Annotated in this window: 12 protein-coding genes and 1 pseudogene; 6 read left to right on the plus strand and 7 right to left on the minus strand. The window is 72.6% G+C overall.

All coding sequences use genetic code 11. The features are described 5' to 3' along the window. Window positions 1–113: 113 nt before the first annotated feature. Window positions 114–1,028: a fructosamine kinase family protein gene (locus BFN33_RS25710; protein ID WP_069762515.1), complete on the plus strand. Its 915-nt coding sequence runs from the start codon at window positions 114–116 to the stop codon at window positions 1,026–1,028. Between the two features lie 229 nt (window positions 1,029–1,257). Here BFN33_RS25710 and BFN33_RS25715 read toward each other — a convergent pair whose 3' ends face one another. Further along, a complete protein-coding gene (locus tag BFN33_RS25715) occupies window positions 1,258–3,429 on the minus strand; it encodes a TerD family protein (protein ID WP_069762621.1) in 2,172 nt (723 codons plus the stop codon). A gap of 76 nt (window positions 3,430–3,505) precedes the next feature. After that, entirely contained in the window at window positions 3,506–3,889 is a 384-nt protein-coding gene (locus BFN33_RS25720) for a DUF5997 family protein (RefSeq protein WP_069762516.1), read from the minus strand. 58 nt (window positions 3,890–3,947) lie between these two features. Here BFN33_RS25720 and BFN33_RS25725 point away from each other — a divergent pair, with 58 nt between their 5' ends. Further along, window positions 3,948–4,748, plus strand: coding sequence for a LysR substrate-binding domain-containing protein (locus BFN33_RS25725; protein ID WP_069762517.1), 801 nt, complete (start codon window positions 3,948–3,950; stop codon window positions 4,746–4,748). 172 nt (window positions 4,749–4,920) lie between these two features. On the opposite strand, the gene BFN33_RS25730 is transcribed toward BFN33_RS25725, so the two are convergent. Both BFN33_RS25730 and BFN33_RS25735 read right to left on the minus strand, forming a co-directional pair. Further along, window positions 4,921–6,090 (minus strand): GDSL-type esterase/lipase family protein, encoded by a 1,170-nt coding sequence (locus BFN33_RS25730; protein WP_069762518.1) that lies wholly within the window; start codon window positions 6,088–6,090, stop codon window positions 4,921–4,923. A gap of 4 nt (window positions 6,091–6,094) precedes the next feature. Next, window positions 6,095–6,676, minus strand: coding sequence for a TetR/AcrR family transcriptional regulator (locus tag BFN33_RS25735; protein ID WP_069762519.1), 582 nt, complete (start codon window positions 6,674–6,676; stop codon window positions 6,095–6,097). 70 nt (window positions 6,677–6,746) lie between these two features. Between BFN33_RS25735 and BFN33_RS25740 the strand changes: the two genes are divergently transcribed. After that, a complete protein-coding gene (locus BFN33_RS25740; protein WP_069762520.1) occupies window positions 6,747–7,244 on the plus strand; it encodes an FBP domain-containing protein in 498 nt (165 codons plus the stop codon). Window positions 7,245–7,258: 14 nt separating this feature from the next. On the opposite strand, the pseudogene BFN33_RS54560 reads toward BFN33_RS25740, so the two are convergent. Next, window positions 7,259–7,744 (minus strand): annotated as a pseudogene (locus tag BFN33_RS54560) (glycosylase); the annotation flags it as partial. A 276-nt stretch (window positions 7,745–8,020) separates the two neighbouring features. Here BFN33_RS54560 and BFN33_RS25745 point away from each other — a divergent pair. Both BFN33_RS25745 and BFN33_RS25750 read left to right on the plus strand, forming a co-directional pair. Continuing rightward, on the plus strand, window positions 8,021–10,693 hold the full coding sequence (locus tag BFN33_RS25745) for an AAA family ATPase (RefSeq protein ID WP_069762521.1): 2,673 nt from the start codon (window positions 8,021–8,023) through the stop codon (window positions 10,691–10,693). Window positions 10,694–10,792: 99 nt separating this feature from the next. Next, the gene (locus BFN33_RS25750; protein ID WP_069762522.1) at window positions 10,793–12,208 is read left to right on the plus strand and encodes an FAD-binding oxidoreductase; all 1,416 of its coding nucleotides are present in this window, start codon (window positions 10,793–10,795) and stop codon (window positions 12,206–12,208) included. A 40-nt stretch (window positions 12,209–12,248) separates the two neighbouring features. On the opposite strand, the gene BFN33_RS25755 is transcribed toward BFN33_RS25750, so the two are convergent. Together BFN33_RS25755 and BFN33_RS25760 are read right to left on the minus strand one after the other, a co-directional pair. Next, window positions 12,249–12,938, minus strand: coding sequence for an HAD family phosphatase (locus tag BFN33_RS25755; protein ID WP_069762523.1), 690 nt, complete (start codon window positions 12,936–12,938; stop codon window positions 12,249–12,251). A 20-nt stretch (window positions 12,939–12,958) separates the two neighbouring features. Continuing rightward, window positions 12,959–13,435, minus strand: coding sequence for an Lrp/AsnC family transcriptional regulator (locus BFN33_RS25760; RefSeq protein WP_069762524.1), 477 nt, complete (start codon window positions 13,433–13,435; stop codon window positions 12,959–12,961). 211 nt (window positions 13,436–13,646) lie between these two features. On the opposite strand from BFN33_RS25760, the gene BFN33_RS25765 reads away from it, so the two are divergent. Continuing rightward, window positions 13,647–15,134 (plus strand): FUSC family protein, encoded by a 1,488-nt coding sequence (locus tag BFN33_RS25765; protein WP_069762525.1) that lies wholly within the window; start codon window positions 13,647–13,649, stop codon window positions 15,132–15,134. Window positions 15,135–15,160: the final 26 nt, after the last annotated feature.

Genomic DNA, 15,160 nt, shown 5'->3' on the forward strand with positions numbered 1-15,160 from the left:
AACCCGCTTCACGAATCTAAATGATCGGCCAAGCTACGGATCGTTTCATCCGTATGTCAAGACATGGCTGGGAGTCTTCACAGAGGCTGTGCATGAGCCCTTGGGGAACGCTGATGGGAAAGCATGCGGAAGCAGTGGTAGGAGTGATCGGGGAGACGCAGGTGGACGACGACAGCGACAGCCCGGCCGCGGCGGCGGAGCGGCTCACCGGCCGTACGGCGACGGAGAAGCGCCCGCTGTCCGGCGCGCTGACGGAGGTGGACCTCGACGACGGCCGGACGGTGATGGTCAAACGCGCCGACAGCGTTGAGGAGGTCCGCGCGGAGGCGGCGGGGCTGGGCTGGCTGGCCGGGTCCGGCACGGTCCGGGTGCCGATCGTGTACGGCCGGGACGGCCACTGGCTGGTCACCGACCTGATCGCGCGGGGCCGGCCGAACCGGGAGGCGGCGCTCGACCTGGGCCGGGCGCTGGCCGGCCTGCACCTCGCCGGGGCGCCCGCCTTCGGCTCGGCACCGCCCGGTGGCCCGCGGGACGCGTTCATCGGGCGGGCCCCGATGCGGAACGTCGAAGGCGCCGAGTGGCCCGAGTGGTACGCCGAGCACCGGGTGCTGCCGTATCTGCGAAGCGCGGTGGACGACGGCACGATCGCCGCGGGGGAGGCGCCGGTGATCGAGCGGCTCTGCACGCGGCTGACCGACCTCGCGGGCCCCGCCGAGCCGCCCGCCCGGCTGCACGGCGACCTGTGGAACGGCAACGTGCTGTGGGGAGCCGATGGACATGCCTGGCTGATCGACCCGGCCGCGCACGGCGGCCACCGCGAGACCGACCTCGCGATGCTCCATCTCTTCGGCTGCCCGCATCTGGACGACGTGCTGCGCGGCTACGAGCAGGTGGCACCGCTCGCCGACGGCTGGCCCGATCGCGTCGGCCTGCACCAGCTGTTCCCGCTGCTGGTGCACACGGTGCTGTTCGGGCGGGGATACGCGGAACAGGCGCTCAGCACGGCGAAGGCGGCCCTGGAACGGTGAGTGCACCGGTCCGGGGCCGCCTGGGCTCGCGACAACGACGACGAGGAGAGCGAAGGGACTGAGCTCGGAGAAAGCCGGTTGTGAGACCGGTGAGAAGGAAGCCCCTTCATGGCCTCGTGCGTGACGTCGAGGGCGAGGAAAGCGGAAGGGCTGGGAATCCAAGCCCCATGGGGGCTCTTCGAATTGAGAAGGAAGCCCTTCCATGGCCTCGCCACGAGAACCGTAACAGTCACTCGGGGATCAGGTCGCGCAGGTTTTCCGGGGTGATGACCACCGAGTCCGGGTGCAGCCCCTCGGGCCGCTCCAGGCCGATGTACGTCACGGGCACGTCCGGCACCGACTCGGCGTCCCAAGCCGCCACGTCCGTACCGCCGTTCGCCATCAGCTCGGTCAGATACCCGACCGTGAGCTGCTCGCGCTCGACGACGGCGCGCAGCAGCGTCGCCACCGACACTCGGTTGCCCTCGACCCGGTTGTACGCCGGATGCCCCTTCAGGTACAGGTGCAGCCACTTGGCGTGCCAACTCCCGTTCTCCGCACGCCGGAACGCCAGCGGCAACGCCACCCGGCCCGGCCCGCGCAACTCCGACTTCATGCGCACGGTACGCGCCTCGAAGGGCCGCCCCTTCTGCTCGCCCTCGCGCAGCATGAACCCGAAGAACGACTCCTCGGCCTCCTCGAACCCCTCCCCGGAGTAGATGTTGACCTGCGGGACGATGTACGTGCCCCGCACCGCCCCGAGCCGCAGGTTGATGAACTCCGAGGCGCCGTCGGGTGCGTTGGTGATGTCACCCGAGTGCTCGCCCTCCACCTCGCGGAGGTTGGTGTACGACAGCCACGACACCGTGTCGTACTGCGCGTCCAGGAGCAGCGCCGACAGGTCGTAGTCGGTGACCTGCTTCGTCTGCTTCCAGTACACGAAGAACCGCAACAGCTCCCCGTCGACCGGCGAGACGGAGCCGCGGGGCAGCACGCCGAGGCCGGCCGAGGTCGCCCGCCCGCTGAGCGGAAGCGCCACGTCGAGGACGTCGGGGCCGACCAACAGCCGCTCCGGGGAGGGGAGTCGACGGCCGATCTCCGCGTCCAGCGCGGCGATCAGCCGCTCCCGGTCCGCCTCCGGTACGGCCGCACGCGCGTCGTCGGCGACGTGCGCGCGGCCGAGACGGTTGATGAACACCCGCTCCCGGCCCGTCTCCGCGGCCCGGTTCTGCAGGTACTCACGCACCGACAGCACGACCCGCCCGGAGACCTCCGGGGCACTCTCCTCGACGGCTGCCACCACGGCGTCCCGCTCCTCCTGCGTGCGCGCGGTGCGCAGCAGCCGGTCCAGCGCGCGGAAGAGCCTGCCGGGCGCGGACCTGAGCAGCTCCACCGCCCCGGTGACGTCGTCCGCACCGAGCAGTGCCTCGACGCGCGCGTCGAAGGTGTACGCCTTCTTCTCGCCCCGGGCCACCGCGAACACCTCGGCGGCACGCGGCCACTGCGGGTACTCGTGCGGGTGCAGCCGCTCACCGAGCCGCTTGAAGGCCTCACGGTGCGCGAGGACGTCGGCCAGCTTGGCCGGGGCCGCCGCGACGACCGAGTCGAGCCCCGCGAGCAGGGCCCGGCGGACCGGCCGCGACAGCGCGCGGAACCGGGTCGGCTCCTGGAGGGACACATCCCCGCCCGACAACGCGCAGGCCAGCCGCAGCACATCGGTGACGGTGTCCAGCAGCAGCCCCGAACCCGCCTTCAGCCGGGCCTCGTTGACGACGGCACGGTTCTCCCGCACCGGGATCCCGTCCGGCTGGGGCCCGTCGGCGCAGTGCTCGGCGAGCACCTTGAGGTCGGCCAGGTGCTCGTCGCCGAGCGGCGTGGTGCTCCCGGCCAGCGCCAGGTACAGGGCGGTGACCTCGTCGTCCAGGGCGCCGCCCAGGTGCAGGACCGTCAGCCGGTCGCCCACCGCGGCCGTCAGCTCGTCGTGCGCGGCGAGCATCTCGTCGTACGTGTGCCGGTAGGTGCCGTACGACGGGAGCGTGAGCAGGTTGACCACGCCGTTGCGCAGCTGGGCGAGGACACCGGAGCGGGCCTTGCCGTCCTCCAGCGCCTCGCGCACGCAGCGCATCCAGAAGTCGAAGGTGTCCGGCACGTTGGCCGGGAAGTCCTTGAAGTAGACGTTGTGGCGCACATGGTCGCCGGCCATCTCACGGACGGTGGCGAGCGTAATCACGGCGGTGTCGACGACCGTGGCCTCCGACAGCCCCGACAGTCGCCTCAGCGCATCCGCCGACAGCTTGAAGCCGACGGACATCAGCGCGGCGTCGAACTGCCGCGCCGCGACGGCGCCCTCCCCGACGGGACCCGCGGAGGAGGGGAGACGGAGGGTGTGCCGGATGACCAGGCGTTCCAGACGGTGGACCATTCCGGAATGGTCGCAGAGGTGTTCGATCCGGCGCACCGGAGTTTTCGGGGCCCACGGTCTTCCGCGGGCCCTGGTGTCAGGACTCCTGGCCCTGCTTCTTCTCCTTGATGCGCGCCGCCTCCTTGCGGACCTCCGCCTGGACGGCGCGCTCCTTCTCGAGCCACTCGGGACCGTCCTCCCGCAGCGCCTCGATCTGCTCCGTGGTGAGGGGCTCGGTGACCCCGCCGCGTGCGAGGCCCGCGATGGAGACGCCCAGCCTGGCCGCGACGACCGGGCGGGGGTGCGGGCCGTTCTGGCGCAGGTCCTGGAGCCACTGCGGAGGATTGGCCTGAAGTTCGTTCAGCTCGGCGCGCGAGACCACGCCCTCCTGGAACTCCGAGGGCGTGGCGGGGAGGTACACACCCAGCTTCTTCGCCGCGGTCGCGGGCTTCATCGTCTGGGTGCTCTGGTGCGACTTCATGGAGTCCAGACTATCGGCCGCGCGCGAGACCTCCGACCACAGTGGGTAACCTTGCCGCGTGACAGACTCGCCAGAACCCCCCTCCTTCCGGCTCGCGTACGTCCCCGGGGTGACGCCCGCCAAGTGGGTGCGGATCTGGCACGAGCGGCTGCCGGACGTCCCCCTGGAGCTCCTCCAGGTGAGCGCCGCGGAGGCCTCCGACGTGTTGCGCGACGGCGGTGCGGACGCCGGTCTCGTACGGCTGCCGGTCGACCGTACGGTGTTCAGCGCGATCCCCCTCTACACCGAGACGTCGGTCGTCGTGGTCCCCAAGGACCACGTGGTGACCGCGGCGGAGGAAGTGACCCTGGAGGACCTGGCCGACGAGGTCGTCATCCATCCCCTCGACGACGTCATCGGCTGGGACCGGCCGCCGGGGGAGCCGGCCTTCGAACGCCCCGCCACCACGACGGACGCGATCGAGCTCGTGGCGGCGAACATCGGCGTCCTCGTCGTCCCCCAGTCCCTGGCCCGTCTCCACCACCGCCGTGACCTCACCTACCGCCCGGTCACCGACGCCCCGCAGTCCGACATCGCCCTGTCCTGGCGGGAGGACGCCACGACGGACATGGTGGAGGACTTCATCGGCATCGTCCGGGGGCGGACGGTCAACAGCTCACGGGGGCGCACCCAGCCGGAGCCGGAGCGCAAGCAACGGCCCGAGAAGGGCGGCGGCAAGGGCGGCGGCCGCAAGCCCGCGACGGGCACCGGGAAGGGCGCGGCGCGGGGATCCTCCGGCGCCGCCAAGGGTTTCCGCGGCGGCTCGGGCGGCGCGAAGGGTGCCGGCGCCCGACGCGGGAAGCCCAAACGCAGGGGCTAGCTGTCCCTGGGGGCTGGTGCGCGGCGTCGAGGGTCCGGCGTCGGGGCCTGGAGCTCAGGGCCGGTGGCGGCGTCACGGCCCCGCGGCCCCACGGCTCTGGGCCGGTCCCCGCAGGAGGCGCCGACGGCGGTGATTTCCGGGCGGCCCGCCCCGGGGCAAGCGGCCCCTTGCTTCAGTCGCTGCCGAAGACCCCGTCGGCACCGAACGTCACCCCCGCGAACCGTTCCCCCATCCGCCGGTGCGTCGCCGCGTCCGGATGCAGGTCGTCCGGCAGCGGCAGTTCCGCCGAGTCGCTCTCCCCGTACAGTTCGCGCCCGTCGAGGTAGTGCAGGTTCGGGTCCTCGGGGGTCCTCTGCTTCACGATCCGGGCCAGCTCCTCGCGGATCACCTGGAGGGTCAGCTTCCCGCTCGCGCGTTCCGCCGGGTCGCCCAGCGTCCTGAAGCGCAGCCGGCCCTCGCCGAGCTCGCCGACGTCCGGGAAGCTGGGCCCCGGGGTGTCCTCGTGGATCGGGCACAGGATGGGCGACACCACCAGCAGGGGCGTGTCCGGGTGGCCCTCGCGGATCGTGTCGAGGAAGCCGTGCACCGCGGGACCGAAGGCGCGCAGTCGCATCACGTCGTGGTTGACGATGTTGATACCGATCTTGATGCTGATCAGGTCGGCGGGCGTGTCCCGTACGGCCCGCGCGGTGAACGGGTCGAGCAGCGCGCTCCCGGCCAGGCCCAGATTGATCAGCTCCACCCCGCCCAGCGTCGCGGCGACCGCGGGCCAGGTGTTCCTTGGGCTCGCCGCGTCGGAGCCGTGGCTGATGGAACTGCCGTGGTGCAGCCACACCCGGCGATCAGCGGGCGGCGCGCTTTCGACGGGGGCGTCGGTGCGCAGGGCGATCAGCTCGGTGGTCTCGTTGTGCGGCAGCCAGATCTCGACGTCCTTGACCTCGCCGGACAGCCCGTCGAAACGGACGGTGCCGTGCGGCCCGGGCCGCACCTCGGACGTCCCCTCGGCCATGTCGACGGTGATGACGTTGCCGCCGAGCACACTGCCCTGCCCGGCCGGCCGCCCGTCGACGACCAGGTCGTACACCCCGTCGGGCCGGGGCGGCGCACCCACGTAGGTCCGCTTGGTCGGCAGCGCGTCCAGCTCCAGCGCGGTGGCCCGGGTGCGGAAGACCAGCCGTACCCCGGCGGGCTGGGACTCGGCCATCGCCAGCTGCTCGTCGGTGTTCTGGGCGCGGGCCCGCGCGGGCAGCCGGTGCGGCAGCACCCCGTGCTCGGTGCGCTCCACGTCGAGGGCGCCGCGCAGCAGGTCGGCGGTGACGGGTGTGGTGATCCAGTCGTGCATGTCCTCAGCCTGTCGAAGGAGTGGTGGGCCAGTTGCGCAGCAGCGCGTCGAGGGCGTCCAGGATCCGCGTCCAGGACTCCTCGGAGTCGGGGGAGCTGTGGCTGAACCCTCCTGCCCCCTCCAGGCTCGCGTAGCCGTGGAAGGTGCTGCCCAGCAGCCGTACGGCATGGGTCCGGTCGGGTTCGGGCAGGTCGTAGCCGCGCAGGATGGCCCGCATCATCTGCGAGTGCCGTACGCCCGCACTGGCGGCCGCGGTCTCGGGGTCGAGCCTCAGCCGGGCGGCGGCGGCACGGCCGGGGTGTGCGTGGGCGTAATCGCGGTAGACGTTCGCGTAAGCGGTGAGGGCGTCCTTGCCGGCCCGTCCGGCCACCGCGTCCGCGGAGAGGTCGGCGAGCTCCTCCAGGGCGAACAGGGCGATCCGGGTCTTGAGGTCCTGGGAGTTCTTCACGTGCGAGTACAGGCTCGCGACCTTGACGCCGAACCGCCGGGCGAGCTCCGAGACGGTCACCTGCTCGAAGCCCACCTCGTCGGCCAGCTCGGCGCCCGCCCGGACCAGTCGCTCGGTGGTCAGCCCTACTCGTGCCATAGCAGTCCTCTCGTTTGCCAGAAACAATAATGCGTTTGCCTAAAGCTTTTAGGCAAACTAGCGTGAAGCTATGGAACCGCTGACCGAACAAGAGATCCGTGCCGCCTTCGTGAACTGCTCCAAGGGCGAGGCGAAGCGGCTGTCCGTGCCGCGTGACCTGGCCGAGCGGCCGTGGGAGGACCTGGACTACCTCGGCTGGCGCGATCCGCAGGCCCCCGACCGCGCCTACCTGGTCGCCGTGCTGGACGGCCGCCCGACGGCCCTCGCGCTGCGCGGCTCCTCCGCCGGCTCCTGGCAGGCGCGGCGCAGCATGTGCTCGTTGTGCCTGACCACCCACTCCGGCGGGGTCTCCCTGATGGTCGCGCGGAGGGCGGGCAAGGCGGGTCAGCAGGGCAACTCGGTCGGCGCCTACATGTGCGACGACCTCGCCTGCTCGCTTTACGTGCGGGGCAAGAAGGACGCCGGCGCCGGTGCGCGGCTGCACGAGACGCTCACCCTGGACGAGAAGATCCGGCGGACGGTGACGAACCTCGCCGCCTTCGTCGCCAAGGTGACGGGCACCGCGTAAGGCGCCCGCGCCCTGGGGGAGTTCGGCGCCTGCTGTGCCGTGTTCACCACCGACCGGCCGTCCGCCCGGGTGAGCGACCCGGCCGCCACCCAGGCGTCCACCGTCGACCGCACCCGGGCGACGAGCGCGTTCTTCGTGGCGAAGGGCGCCCGGCCCAGATCTCGTCGAAAGTGAAGTGCCGTCGGACCGCACGGGGTTGGCCACGCCTGAGTCGAGCCCGCCGAAGACGACCTTGGGCTCCGAGCGAGGGGTTTTCCGCTCACCGGGCTCAGCGTCGGCAGGAGATCGCCGGACAGGGCCGCGTTGGCGTACAGCCCGAACGGCATGTAGCTGGTGGCCGAGTTGCGGGCGACGAGGTTGACCGGGTCGTGGAACAGGGTCTGCAGGGTCGGATCGTCCAGGGCCTTCTCGACGCGCAGCCGGAACGGCACGGTAATGCGGACGACGTTCCCCGCCTTCCAGGTCCGCGACACCGTGAAGTACGACCCGCCGATCGGAGTCCGGATCACCGAGGCCCGCGAGGGGCAACGGGTCAGGAGCGGCGAACTCCGGGCAGCGGTCACAGACGACACGGACCGTGAAGAGCCAGGCCGGCCCGTCCCACTAACGGACCTCCTCGTCCACATCCCGGTCACCATGAGCGCGTCCCCCCGCAGCCACATGGGACGCCCCGAGACGAAGCCGCACGCCGATACGCCCCCGCCCCTTCCCTCCCCGGGATCGGGCCGCCAGTGGAGCAGGGGCGTTCCGGCGTTCCCGGTGGCAGAATCGGGCGCGTGGACTGGGGGATCCTCGAGCGGGAGCCCGAGCTGGCGCGACTGGCCTCGGCCGCCCGGGAGGCGGCGGACGGGGCCGGATCCGTGGCGCTCGTCTTCGGAGAGGCCGGAATCGGCAAGTCGAGCCTGGTGAAGGCCCTCCCCGGCCATCTGCCGGACGGCACCCGGATCCTCGTCGGCGAGTGCGACGACCTCGCCACCCGCAGGCCCCTCGGCCCCTTCCGCGACCTGATCGGCAGCGTCGGCGGCGAACTCGCCGACGCCGTGACGGAGGGCGGCGACCGCCATCGCGTCCACGAGGCCCTGCTCGAAGAACTACGCGGAGCGGTACTCGTCGTCGAGGACGTCCACTGGGCCGACGAGGCCTCCCTGGACGCCCTGCGCTTCCTGGTCCGGCGGATGGAACGCCTGCCCGCCCTGCTCGTGCTGACCTACCGCGACGACGAACTGAGCCGTGAGCACCCCCTACGGCATCTGCTCGGCCAGGTGTCCCGGGCGCCCCGCGTGCACCGGCTGCCCCTGGCCCGCCTGTCCCTGGACGCCGTACGCACCCTCAGCGCCGGCCGCGTCGACCCCGCCCAGGTGTACGCCGTCACGAACGGCAACCCCTTCTTCGTCGCCGAGATCCTCGCCGCCGGTGGCACCGGGAGGGTGCCCCCGACCGTCGTCGACGCCGTGCTCGCCCGGCTGCGAGGTCTGCCCGGCGCCACCGTGGACGCGCTGGAGCAGTTGGCCGTCGTTCCCTCGGCCGTGGAACGCCCGCTGGTCGACGCGCTGCTCACGGACGGGACGTCCGTCCTGGCGGTGCCGCGGGAACCCGGCCCGCTCGCGACCGGTGTGTCCGCCCCGGCGGCGGACCAGCGCGGCCTGCTCACCGACGGGGTCCCCGTCCTGGCCGCCGCCGAGCAGCGCGGTCTGCTCACCGTCACCCCGGAGCGGGTGGCATTCCGGCACGAGCTGATCCGCCGGGCCGTGGCCGACTCCCTGCCCGCCGCCCGCCGCATCGGCCTCAACCGGGCCGTCCTCGCGGCTCTCGTCGCCCGACCCGGATCCGACGCCGCCCGGATCGTCCACCACGCGGCCCAGGCCGGCGACCAGGACGCCATCGCCCGCTACGGACCCGACGCGGCGAAGGACGCCTCCTCCACGGGTGCCCACCGCGAGGCCGCCGCCCAGCTCCGGCTCGTACTGCGCGACCGGCACCGCTACGCCCCCGCCGAACTCGCCGACCTGCTCGAACGCTACGCCGTCGAGTGCTACACCATCGCCGACTCGGCCGCCGCCGTGACCGCCCAGCGCGAGGCCGTCGCCCTGCGCCGCGCCCTCGGCGACACCCTCGCCCTCGGCGCCGACCTGCGCTGGCTCTCCCGCATCCACTGGTGGGCCGGCAACGCCGACCGGGCCCAGGAGGCCGCCCGAGAGGCGGTGACGGTGCTGGAACACGCGGGCGACGACCGCCTGCTGGCACTCGCCGTCAGCAACACCGCCCAACTGCGCATGCTGTCCGAGCGTTACGCCGAGGCCGTCGAACACGGCGAGCGCGCCATCGCCCTGGCCCGCAAGGCGGACGACCCGGCGATCCTCGCGCACGCCCTCAACAACGTGGGCACCGCCCGCTGGCGCTCCGGAGACCCCGCCGGGCGGGACGAGTTGGAGGAGAGCCTCGACGTCGCGCTCGCCGCCGGCGAGGTCGAGCACGCCTGCCGTTCCTACGCCAACATCATCTGGACCCTGCTCGACAACCTCCAGTACGACGAGGCCGACACATTCCTGCCCCCGGCGATGGAACTCGCCGACCGGGCAGAGCACTTGGGGTTCCTCAACTACCTTCACGTCGAACTCGCCATGCGCAGGCTCGCCGCCGCCGACTGGGACGACGCCGAGAAGCAGGCCGAGTACGGCATGCACGACTTCATCCCGGCCCGTTGTCCCGCCCTGACCGTCCTGGCCCGGGTCCGCATCCGGCGCGGCCGTCCCGGCGCCGACGAACTCCTCAGCGAGGCCTGGGAGATCGCCGTAGGGACGAAGGAACTGCAGCGCACCGGACCAGTGGCGGTGGCGCGGGCGGAGTCGGCCTGGCTGCGCGGGGACGCGAAAGGGGTGATCGAGGCGGCCGCGCCCGTCCATGCCCAGGCCGGCCGCCTGCCCGGCGCCCCGCACCGGTCCGAACTCGGCTACTGGCTCACCAAGGCGGGCCATCGCGTCCCACCGGACGACTCCGGCCATCCGTACGCCTTGCAGGCGCGCGGGCAGTGGCGCCGGGCCGCCGCGCTCTGGGAGGCCGCGGGCTGCCCCTACGAACATGCCGCCGCGCTCGCCGAGAGCCCGGACCCCGCCGCCAAGCTGGAGGCGCTGGCCGCCTTCGACGCACTGGGCGCCGAACCGGCTGCCCACCTGCTGCGCGTCGAGCTGCGAGAGCTCGGCGTGCGCCACGTCCCGCGCGGCCCCCTCGCCGCGACCCGTGAGAACCCCGCGGGCCTCACCGACCGCCAGCTCCAGGTCATACGGCTGCTCGCGGAAGGGCTCACCAACGCGGAGATCGCCGCCCGGCTCGTCGTGTCGGTCCGCACGATCGACAACCACGTGCGGGCGGTGCTCGACAAACTCGACGCATCGGGCCGCCGCCAGGCCGCCGTGCGCGCCGCGGAGCTCGGACTGCTGCCCCCGACCTAGGTACCCCGGAGCGCCGAGCTGGGTGACGGTCACGGATACCCGCTGCCGTGTGACGCGAGTAGAACGGACGAATCAACCCGATTCGGAAACGGGGGACTCATGTCCAGCACAGCCGTCCAGGCCGCACGTCGTGAACTGACCGGATTCACCGGGGAGCTGATCGGCCCCGAGGACGCCGGCTACCAGGAGGCCCGTACCGTCTACAACGCGATGATCGACAAACGCCCCGCCCTCGTCGCCCGCTGCGCCGACGCGGACGCGGTGGCCCGCACGATCGGCTTCGCCCGCGCCCACGGCCTTCCCCTCGCCGTGCGCGGCGGCGGACACCACGGTGCCGGACTCGGCACCGTCGACGGGGGAGTGGTCGCGGACCTGTCACCCATGAAGGACATCCAGGTCGACCCCGAGGCGCGCACCGTGCGGGTCGGCGGCGGCTGCGTCTGGGGCGAGGTGGACCGCGCCACCAACGCGCACGGCCTGGCCACGCCCAGCGGCATCATCTCCACGACCGGTGTCGGCGGCCTCGCCACCGGCGGCGGGCTCGGTCACCTCACCCGCAGCTGCGGGCTGACCATCGACAACCTGCTGGAGGCCGACGTCGTCCTCGCCGACGGCCGCCGGGTACGGGCGAGCGCCGACGAGAACAGCGACCTGTTCTGGGCGATCCGGGGCGGCGGCGGCAACTTCGGCGTCGTCACCTCGTTCGTCTTCCGGCTGCACGAGATCAGTACGGTGATCGCCGGGCCGACGTTCTGGTCCGTCGACGACAGCGCCGAAGTCCTCTCCGCGTACCGGGAGTTCATCCTGAACGCGCCCCGCGAGCTGAGCGGCTTCTTCCTGCACGGCACCGTCCCGCCCGCCCCGCCGTTCCCCGAGGAGATCCAGCTCCACAAGACGGCCGGCGTGGTCTGGTGCTACACCGGCGACGACACCGAGGCCGCGGCACGTGAGATGGCCCCGCTGCTCGACGCCCTGCCCGCGCCGCTGCTGCACGCCCCCATGGTCATGCAGCACCCCGACCTGCAGACCATGTTCGACGGGCTCTACCCGCCCGGCCACCAGTGGTACTGGCGGGCCGACTTCGTCGAGACCATCCCGGACGAGGCGGTCCAGCTGCACGCCAAGTTCGGCGCCGAGGTGCCGACCGTCCAGTCGACCATGCACCTCTACCCGATCGACGGCGCCGCCCACGACGTGGGCCAGGACGAGACTCCCTGGGCCTACCGCCACGCCAACTGGGCCTCCGTCTTCGCCGGCGTCGACCCCGATCCTGCCAACGCCGAGCTGGTCAAGCGGTGGACCGTCGACTACTTCGACGCCCTGCACCCGCACTCGGCGGGCGGCGCCTACGTCAACATGATGATGGACGAGGGCCAGGAACGCGTCCGCGCCAGCTACCGCGGCAACTACGGCCGCCTGGCCCGCATCAAGGCCGACCGGGACCCCGACAACGTCTTCCGGCTGAACCAGAACATCCAGCCGGCACCGAAGCCGTCGCACGGGGCGCGGCCGTAGGACGGGTCGCTGGGCGGAGCCGGGGACGGGCGCTGTGCCGTCAGCCCCGGTTCCGCACCAGCCAGTCATGAGCCGCCCGTGCCGTGAACTGCTCCTGGCCTCCCCGCAGGAGGAGAGCGGCGCGGGTGAACTCCGGCGCGTCGGCCTGCGCCGCGACGTACGGGATCGCGATGCAGCGCATCCCGGCGGCGTGCGCGGCGGCGGCGCCCGGGGCGGCGTCCTCCAGGACCACACAGCCGGCCGGGTCGGTGCCCAGCCGACGGGCAGCCTCCAGGAAGACGTCCGGCGCGGGCTTGCCGTGGGCGACCTCGTCGGCCGAGACGGTCGTACGGAGATACGCGTCGAGGCCCGTCCCGGCCAGGATGGCGTCGATGGCCTCCGGAGAGGAGCCCGAGGCGACCGCCATCGGCACGCCCTCACCGGCCAGCAGCTCCACGAACTTCCGCATCTCGGGGTACACGCGCGTGGCGGTGCGGGCCAGCTCCAGATAGCGCCGGTTCTTGTCCGCGAGGAGTTCCGGCACGGACGCCCGCAGCCCGTACCGCGACTTCCACCGCGTGACCGTCTCCCGCGTACTGATCCCGACGTACCGCTCGTGGTCGATCCAGGTGAAGTCCGGGACGCCGTGCTCGGCCAGGGTCTGCCGACCCGCTTCGTAGTAGTTCGGTTCGCTGTCCACGAGCGTTCCGTCGAGATCGAAGACGACCGATATGCCGCTGAGCCTGCTCATGGCCCCCAGGATGTCAAAGATCAACTCCGGGCAGCGCGCCCGACCGACTCCACCAGCGGCAGCAGCCGGTACGCGACCCGCTCCCGCAGCGCCACCTCGGTACGCGTCCGCACCACTCCCGGCAGGCTGATCACCTTCTGGATGACGTCCTCCAGATGCGCGTTGTCCCGCGCCACGACCCGCGTCAGCAGATCCCCGCCGCCCGCGATCGAGAACGCCTCGACGATCTCCGGCACGGCCGCCAGCGCGTCCCCCACGGCGTCCAGCCGCCCCTGGGTCACCTCGATGTGCACGAACGCCAGCACCGGATGACCGAGCGCGGCGGGCGACAGCGAGGGCCCCGTACCGGTGATCACGCCGTCGCGCTCCAGTCGGTCGAGCCGCGCCTGCAAGGTGCCCCGCGCGACCCCGAGAATCCGCGCGTACTCCCGCACGCTCGTCCGCGGCTGCTCCAGCAGCAGCCGCAGGATGCGGGTGTCGAGCTCGTCCACGGCCATGGCGTACGGCCTCCTCGTCCATGGTCCGTTGGCCCGCCGGTGGACGCTCCAGGACCGCTTTCACTGTGCCGATGGCCCAGCATATTCGACCTCACTTGAGCCGACAGTGGCGAGGATGCTGCAATGAGCCCGTCGATGGCGCTGCGGAACCCCGCGGCGCCTTTTCCATGCCGGTGTCCAGCCGGCGTCCAGGAGCTTCAGGGGGCGGTACGTGCTGAAGAGGGTGTTCATGGCGGCGGACCCGGGCCGGGTCCGGCTGCGCTTCGCCGCGCGGGCGGTGCTCGGCATCGGCCTCGCGGTCGTGGTGTGCGGCCTCGCGGGACACTCGCTCGCCGGTGCCGTCACCGGCGGCCTCGCCGCGCTGCTCGCCCTGTTCACCGTCACGGACGCCACGGTCCGCGGACAGGCGCTCACCACCGCCCTGCTGCCCGCCGTCGGCCTGCCCGTCCTCGCCGCCGCGGCCGCGCTCCACGACCACCCCGTCGCCCGCGACCTCGTCCTCCTCGCCGTGGTCGGCGCGGGCGTGTACGCCCGGCGCTGGGGCCCACGCGGGCACAGCCTCGGCGTCTTCGCGTTCATGACCTTCTTCGTGGCGCAGTTCCTGCACGCGACCACCGACCGACTGCCCGAGCTCTACGCCGCCGTCCTGCTGTCCGTGCTCACCGCCGCCGCGGTCCGCTTCGGCCTGTGGTGCTACGAGCGCCGGCTCCCCCCGGCCCCCGTGCCCGCCCCGCCCGCCGGGACCGGCCTCGCCCGTGCGACCACCCGCCAGGCGGTCCAGGCCATGGCCGGTGCGGGCTTCGCGCTCCTCGTCGGCCAGTTGGTCTCCGGCCAGCGCTGGTACTGGGCCGTCGGCGCCACCTGGTGGATCTTCGTGAACACCACCTCGCGCGGCGAGACCCTGGTCCGCGGCTTCCGCCGGGTCCTCGGCACGGTGATCGGCATCGGTCTCGGCCTGCTCGTCGCCGTACCGCTGCACGGGGCACCGGCGCCCACGGCCGTCCTGCTCGCCGTCTGCGTCTTCGGCATCTTCTACACGGCCGCCGTCTCGTACACGTGGATGATGCTCTGGGTCACGCTGCTGGCCGAGCTCCTCTACGGCCTACTCGGCGTCCTGAACCCCGCACTGCTGGCCCTGCGGTTCGCGGAGACCGGCGTGGGCGCGGTCGGGGCCGTCCTCGCGGTGCTGTTCGTCCTGCCGATCACCACGCACGCCGTCACCGACGCCTGGATCCAGCGCGCCCTGCGCTGCGTCCACGCCTGCACCGCCGAGGCCGCGGCCCGCCTCGCGGGAGTGCCGGGCGCGGACCCGGCCGTCCGGGTGACCGAGCTGGAGCAGCTGCTCGGCAGGGTCCGGCTCTCGGTGGCCCCGCTGGTCCACCCCCTCAACCCCGTGCCGGCCCGCAAGCACCGCGCCCGTCGCGTCCTCGCCCTCCTCGACGACTGCGCCCGGGAGATCCGGGGCCTGGTCACCGTCGCGGCCGACCCCGAGGCCTCGCACGACGCCCGCCTGACCGCCGCGTGCCGACGGGTGGAGGCCGCTGTGGAGGCCCTCACGGACGGCAGGGACTTCCCGGTGACGGACCGCCCCCTCGCCGAGGAACCCGCACTGGCCCACCTGCACGGCCTGGAAAGGGCGCTCGCGGAACTGGCCGCGCCCCTGCGCACGCCGACCGGCTCGCCGCTGGTGGGAGCCTGACCCCACGCCGCCATGTCCGTGACGTC

This window comes from Streptomyces sp. LUP47B (assembly GCF_001746295.1).
Lineage (GTDB): Bacteria > Actinomycetota > Actinomycetes > Streptomycetales > Streptomycetaceae > Streptomyces.